6 protein-coding genes are annotated in these 5,903 nt (G+C 74.7%); 5 read left to right on the forward strand and 1 reads right to left on the reverse strand.

Annotated elements, in window-relative coordinates; all coding sequences use genetic code 11:
* Positions 1-1,275, reverse strand: a 1,275-nt coding sequence (locus tag OZN99_RS23505; RefSeq protein WP_270937687.1) for a gamma-glutamyltransferase, incomplete at its 3' end; no start/stop codon positions are given.
* 165 nt (positions 1,276-1,440) lie between these two features.
* Here OZN99_RS23505 and OZN99_RS23510 point away from each other — a divergent pair.
* The 5 genes from OZN99_RS23510 to OZN99_RS23530 all read left to right on the forward strand — a co-directional run.
* On the forward strand, positions 1,441-1,668 hold the full coding sequence (locus OZN99_RS23510) for a M48 family metalloprotease (RefSeq protein ID WP_270937688.1): 228 nt from the start codon (positions 1,441-1,443) through the stop codon (positions 1,666-1,668).
* Positions 1,669-1,681: 13 nt separating this feature from the next.
* Positions 1,682-2,425 (forward strand): DsbA family protein, encoded by a 744-nt coding sequence (locus tag OZN99_RS23515; RefSeq protein WP_270937689.1) that lies wholly within the window; start codon positions 1,682-1,684, stop codon positions 2,423-2,425.
* Positions 2,426-2,510: 85 nt separating this feature from the next.
* Positions 2,511-3,671: an acetylornithine deacetylase gene (gene argE / locus OZN99_RS23520; RefSeq protein ID WP_270937690.1), complete on the forward strand. Its 1,161-nt coding sequence runs from the start codon at positions 2,511-2,513 to the stop codon at positions 3,669-3,671.
* Position 3,672: 1 nt separating this feature from the next.
* On the forward strand, positions 3,673-4,641 hold the full coding sequence (locus OZN99_RS23525; RefSeq protein WP_270937691.1) for a M14 family metallopeptidase: 969 nt from the start codon (positions 3,673-3,675) through the stop codon (positions 4,639-4,641).
* A 440-nt stretch (positions 4,642-5,081) separates the two neighbouring features.
* Positions 5,082-5,903 (forward strand): GAF domain-containing protein (locus OZN99_RS23530; protein ID WP_270937692.1); only part of this gene is annotated, 822 nt, incomplete at its 3' end.

Raw genomic sequence — 5,903 nt, forward strand, 5'->3', positions numbered from 1 at the left:
CGGCGCGCCCTCCTGCCCGCTGCCCGCGGTGGCGGCGCGGAAGGCGCGGATGCTCGGGCCATGCGCGATGGCGGCGGCGAACAGCGGCGGCGTCACCCGGCCGATCCCCGGCGCCGCGCCGAGCAGCACGCCGGTGCCTGGCGCGATGCGGCCGGTGCCGAACAGGTTGTTCATGGTGAAGACGCAGGACACCGCCATGCCTTCCCGGTCCACCACGACCAGGCCGGCAGAGGCCGGCAGCATGGCCCCCGATGCCGGTGAGGGGGGCGCGCCGCCCGCCGCGATCGCCGCGAAGGCCGCCACGGTCGCCTCGCCGCCATCGATCTGGGCCGGCAGGAACGACAGGATGTCGTTGCCCAGGCGCTGCTGCGCGGGCGGCAGCACCCGGGGCACGCTGATGCGCATCTCCGCCACGGTCAGCCCGCCGCCCGCCGGCACGGAGGCTTCCTCCAGCCGGCGCGCCAGGGCGCCCTGGTAGAGGTCGCCGACGCCGGCGGTGCGCAGCGCCGCGAGGGTCGAGCCCAGATCGGGCTGCGTCATACGGTCGCCCGTGGAGAGCGGCCGGCCGCCGGGACCGCCGAAGGTCGCCGCCGCCCAGGGATCGGCGAAGAGCGGACCCGACACGGCCGCGATGTCGTTGGCGAGGGCACGGCTGACATCCACGCCGAACCGGGCCGCCTGCTCGGCAGGCACGATCAGTTCCTCGAAGGGCCGGCGTCCGGCCCGGGCATGCAGCGCGAACAGCCCGCGGGCCAGCATCGGCACGGCGGCCGGCCGGTCGGCGCCCGGCGGCACGCTCTCCCGCGGTCCGGGCGGGAACAGCAGCGCCTCGGTCTCGTTGCGGCGGGGGTTGAACACCAGGCAGGCGCCGCCGCCGCCCAGCCCGGCGCGGGAGGGCAGCGTGACCCCCATGGTGAAGCCGGCCGCCACTGCCGCATCGGCCGCCGTGCCGCCGGCCGAGAGCACGTTGCGGGCCACCAGCGCGGCGCGCGGCTCCTCCGCCGCGACATGCCCCAGGAAGCCGCGGACGAAGCCGGGCTCGCCGGCCTGCGGACCGCTCGGCTGGCCGGAGACGGCACCGACGACGGCGTTGCCGACCGAGCTGAGCGAGCTGCAGCCCGGCAGCGCCAGCAGCACGGCGAGCGCGGCCATCACCGGCCGCGCGGCGAAGCCCGTCGAAGCGGGGTTCGCCGGGCGGCCGGAATTCCCTAGCTTGGCGGCCATGCGCCGCCGACCGGCCCGCCCCTGGCCATCCCCCACCGCGCTGCTCCCCATCCTGCTCGTCCTCGCCGTGCTGGGCGCCGCGCCGGGGATGGCGGCCGGCGCCGCGCGCAGACTGCCCCGCGGCGCTTCTTCGCCATCCGGGACGCGGCGGCGGAGACCCTCATCCGCCGCCTGCCCCGCCCCCTGTTCGCCGCGGCCGGACTGGACCCGGCCCTGGTGCGCGTCACAATGATCCAGGACCGCGCCATAAACGCCTTCCTCAGCACGGGCAACCGCATGTTCCTGCACACCGGGCTGATCCAGCAAGCCGCCGGGCCGCCGCCGGCCCGGCGGGATGCCTGCCCGGATCCGGCGCGGCAGACGTCGCCGCGCGGTCCGCGCCGGCCGCCTGCCCCGGACATCGCCGATGTTTCCGAGAACCAGACCACGCCGCCACGCCGCTGAGGAGGATACGATCTTGCGCCGAACGCTTCGCCTGCTGCTTGTTGCCCTCGTCCTGCTGCCGCCTGCCGCCCTGCCCGTTGCGGCGCAGGAGTTCAGCGCGGCGCAGCGCGCCGAGATCGTCGAGATCCTGCGCCGTGCGCTGCGCGAGGATCCCTCCATCCTGCGCGAGGCGTTGACCGGGTTGGAGGCAGCCGAGCGGCGGGAGCGCAGCGAGATGCAGCGCGCCGCCGTCGCCCGCCTGTCCGACCAGCTGCTGCGCGACCCGGCGGACCCGGTGCGCGGCAATCCGCGGGGCGACGTGACGATCGTCGAGTTCTTCGACGCGCGCTGCGGCTTCTGCAAGCAGCTGCACCCCGCGATGGAGGCGCTGCTGCGGCGTGACGCGAATGTGCGCGTGGTGATGAAGGACCTGCCGATCCTGGGCCCGAACAGCGTGCTCGCGGCGCGCGCGCTGCTCGCCGCGCAGCGCCAGGGCCGCTACGCGCAGCTGCACGATGCGCTGCTGACGCTGCGCGGCGAGCCGACCGAAGCGGTGCTGCGCCAGCAGGCCGAGCGCGTCGGCCTGGACTGGTCGCGCCTGCGCCGCGACATGGAAGACTCCGCGATCGCGCGCCGCATCGAGGCTAACCTGCAGCTGGCCCAGGCACTCGGCATCGAGGGCACGCCCGCGCTGGTGATCGGCGGCCAGCTGGTGCCGGGGGCGGTGGACCTGCCGGCGCTGGAGCGCATGGTGGCGGAGGCGCGCGCGGCGCGGTGACGGGGGCGGACCGGGCGTCCGGCCCGCCGGTTTGCCACCTTCCCTCACCCGTATAGACTGGTCCCGCACGGGAGCGACAAGGGACATGGCGGCGGGCCTCGACGCGGTCGGGATGCTGGCGCGGCTGGTGGCGTTCGACACCACCAGCGCGAAGCCGAACATTGCCTGCGTGGAGTTCGTGCGGCAGGCGCTGGCCGATCATGGCGTGGCCGCGCGAATCATCCCCGACGCCACCGGCACCAAGGCCGCGCTGCACGCGGTGATCGGGCCGCCGGTCGCCGGCGGCATCGCGCTCTCCGCCCATATCGACTGCGTGCCGGTGGACGGGCAGCCCTGGCGCGCCGATCCCTTCGCGCTGCGACGCGAGGACGGGCGGCTGATCGCGCGCGGCGCGGTGGACATGAAGGGCTTCTGGGCCTGCGTCATGGCCGCGGTGCCCGGGCTGCGGGCGAAGGAGCTGAAGCGGCCGGTGCATCTCTGCCTCTCCTTCGACGAAGAGACGACATTCGCCGGCGCGCCGCTGCTGGTGGACAGCCTGGCCGAGGCCGGACCGCCGCCCGCCATGTGCATCGTCGGCGAGCCGACCGGGATGGCGCCGGTGGTGGCGCACAAGGGCTATGCCTCCTGGAACGCGACCGTGACCGGGCTGACCGGCCATTCCTCGCTGACGCACCGTACGGCCAACGCCCTGGAGGCGGCAGCGGAGGCGGTCGCGATCCTGAAGCGCATCGCGCGCCGCTTCGCGCGCGACGGCCGACGCGCAGCTGGATTCGAGCCGCCCTGGACCACGGTGCACACCGGGACCTTCCACGCCGGCACGATCCTCAACATCGTGCCCGACCGCGCCGACTTCGTCTTCGAGGTGCGCAGCATCCCGGGCGACGCGGCGGAGGACGTCCTGGCCGAGCTGCAGGCGACGCTGGAGCAGGAGGCGCTTCCCGAGTTGCGCGCCGCAGCACCCGATGCGGGCTTCACCTTCGCGCGCCGCTGCACCGCGCCGCCCTGCGACCTGCCATCCGATTCGCCGCTGCTCGCGCTGGTGCGTGACTGCGGAGCGGTCGGCGCGCCGGCACGCGTGCCCTACGGCACCGAGGCCGGCATCTTCCAGCGCGCCGGCATCGCCGCGATCGTCTGCGGACCCGGCCAGGTGAGCGAGGCGCACCAGCCCGAGGAATGGATCGCGGAGAGCCAGATCGCGGCCTGCTCGGCCTTCCTCGACCGGCTCGGCGACCGGCTGGCGGCCTGAGATGGAGGGAACCGAGGCCCCGGCGATGATCGGCGCTCTGCCGCGCCTCGAGGTCCGGCTGCCGGTGCCGGACATCGCGCCCTGGCGGGCCGGCAACACCGGCGTTGAGGGCGTCTGGACGCTGGCCGCGGCGGAGCCCGGGCCCCATCTGATGCTCACCGCCCTGGTGCATGGCAACGAGATCGCGGGCGCATTGCTGCTGACGCGATGGCTGCGCGACGACGTGCGGCCCCGGCGCGGACGGCTCACGCTGTGCTTCGCGAACCTGAACGCCTTCGACCGCTTCGACCGCGCCGATCCGACCGCGAGCCGCTTCCTGGACGAGGACCTCAACCGGGTCTGGGCGGAGGAGCTGCTGGGATCGCCGCGTCGCTCCTCGGAGCTCGACCGCGCGCGTGCCCTGCTGCCGGCGCTGCGCCAGGCCGATGTGCTGCTCGACCTGCATTCGATGCTTTGGCCCTCCGACCCGCTGTTCATCGCCGGCCCCGGTGCGGCCGCGCGCGAACTGGGCCGCGAGCTGGCGACACCGCCGCTGGTCGTGTGCGACGAGGGGCATGCGGCGGGGATGCGCCTGATCGACCACGCGCACTTCGCCGCCGGCGCCAGCGCGCTGCTGGTCGAGGCCGGGCCGCATTGGCAGCCCGAGACGCTGGCGCAGATGGAGGCCACGGCGGCACAGCTGCTGCGCCGGCTCGGCATGGCGAAGGAGGGCGCGCAGCTTCCGCCCGAGGCGCCGCGGCCGCCCGGGCGCATCGCGCGCGTGACGCGCACCGTCACGGCGCAGAGCACGGACTTCGCCTTCCTGCGGGAGTTCCGCGGCGGGGAGGTGATCGCGCGGCGCAACACGCTGATCGCGCTGGACGGTGAGGCCGAGGTGCGCACGCCGCATGACGACTGCCTGCTGGTGATGCCGAGCCCGCGCGCCATGCGCGGCCACACCGCGGTGCGGCTTGCGCGGTTCGAGGCGTAGGGAGCCCGCGACGCCAGGCAGGGCGTCGGCGCGCGGCTGACCTGGCAGGCGCAGCGATCGACCGCACGTCGCAGCACAGGTTGAAATACGCCAGAGAATCTATCGCACAGGTTGAGAACTTCGCAGCAGCGCACGCCATTGTCGTCGTATCACGCTGGACGCTGCCATCGGTCGCGTCCTGTTTCCTCCTCGAAATTGTTTCCGGATTGGCGGCAAAGCTGCCCGCGCGTGACCAGGGTCGAGCACGACATCTCGGCCGAAGGTCGAATTGCGTCGGATGACTTCTTGCATGCGAAGCCGCCGTGCTACGCAGGCAACGGTCGGCACGCGATTCGTGCCGGCCACCCGCAACGGGCGAGGCGATCCATGCAGACGGCGCCGCAGCCGGATCGAGACATCGGCCGCAGGCGCGGTCGCGTCCGCCTGCAACCGTGACACCGATGCAGCACGTCGCGTCCGACCATGTCGCGCGCCTTGCGGCGCGGCTCCTGGACACGTCCGGCGCGCTGGTGTTCGCGCTCGACGAGCGCGGCGACGCCTCCGAGGCGGCGCACGGCCTGCAGGCGGAGGACGCCGCGATCCTCGCCGCGCTCTGCGCTCGCGCAACGCGCCAGCGCGAAACGCTGGTGCTTGGCGCGCCGGGGGAGGAGGCGTCCGCCTCCGGCATCGCGTTCCAGGCCGCGGCGCCGCTGCTCGGGCAGCACGGCGACGTACTCGGCGCGATCGGCGTGCTCGACCGCCGGCCCAGGCCCGACATGGGCGCGGAGCAGATCCAGGCGCTGCAGGACTTCGCGGCCATGGCGGCCCTGGTGCTGGCCGCGCAGCCCCCGCCAGCGCGCGCCGCCGAGGCCGGCGACGCGGCCGCGCTGCGCGACAGGCTGAAGGCACTCGCCGTCGAGGCCGCAGGCTATGACGCGGCCGTGCAGGCGGTGACACGCGCGGTCTGCGAGGCGGCCGGCGGCATGCTGTGCACGCTGCACAGACTGGGCGCCGATGGCGAGACGCTGCAGTTCGTGGGCGGCTGTGCGAGCCCGGTGCTGGGGGGGACCGAGCGGCTGGACGCGATCCGCGCCCTGCCGCTGACCACGGCCGATCCGCTTGTCGGCACTGCGGTGCGGGAAGGCCGGTCGGTCACGCTGGTCGACGCCGGCGCCCGCGACGTGCCTCGCCACGCCCTGCTCGGCGCGGCGGCCTGCGGGCCGCTCGCCCTTGCCGCCACGCCCCTGCGCATCGGCGAGGAGCGGTGCGCGCTGGTCCTGGCT

The organism is Falsiroseomonas oryzae (assembly GCF_027856955.1).
In the GTDB taxonomy this organism is placed as follows: domain Bacteria; phylum Pseudomonadota; class Alphaproteobacteria; order Acetobacterales; family Acetobacteraceae; genus Falsiroseomonas; species Falsiroseomonas oryzae.

What these genes read in the sequence shown, in the direction of transcription:
- OZN99_RS23525 (WP_270937691.1), top strand. Translation starts at nt 3,673, where the DNA reads ATGGAGGGAACCGAGGCCCCGGCGATGATCGGCGCTCTGCCGCGCCTC.
- argE (WP_270937690.1), top strand. Translation starts at nt 2,511, where the DNA reads ATGGCGGCGGGCCTCGACGCGGTCGGGATGCTGGCGCGGCTGGTGGCG.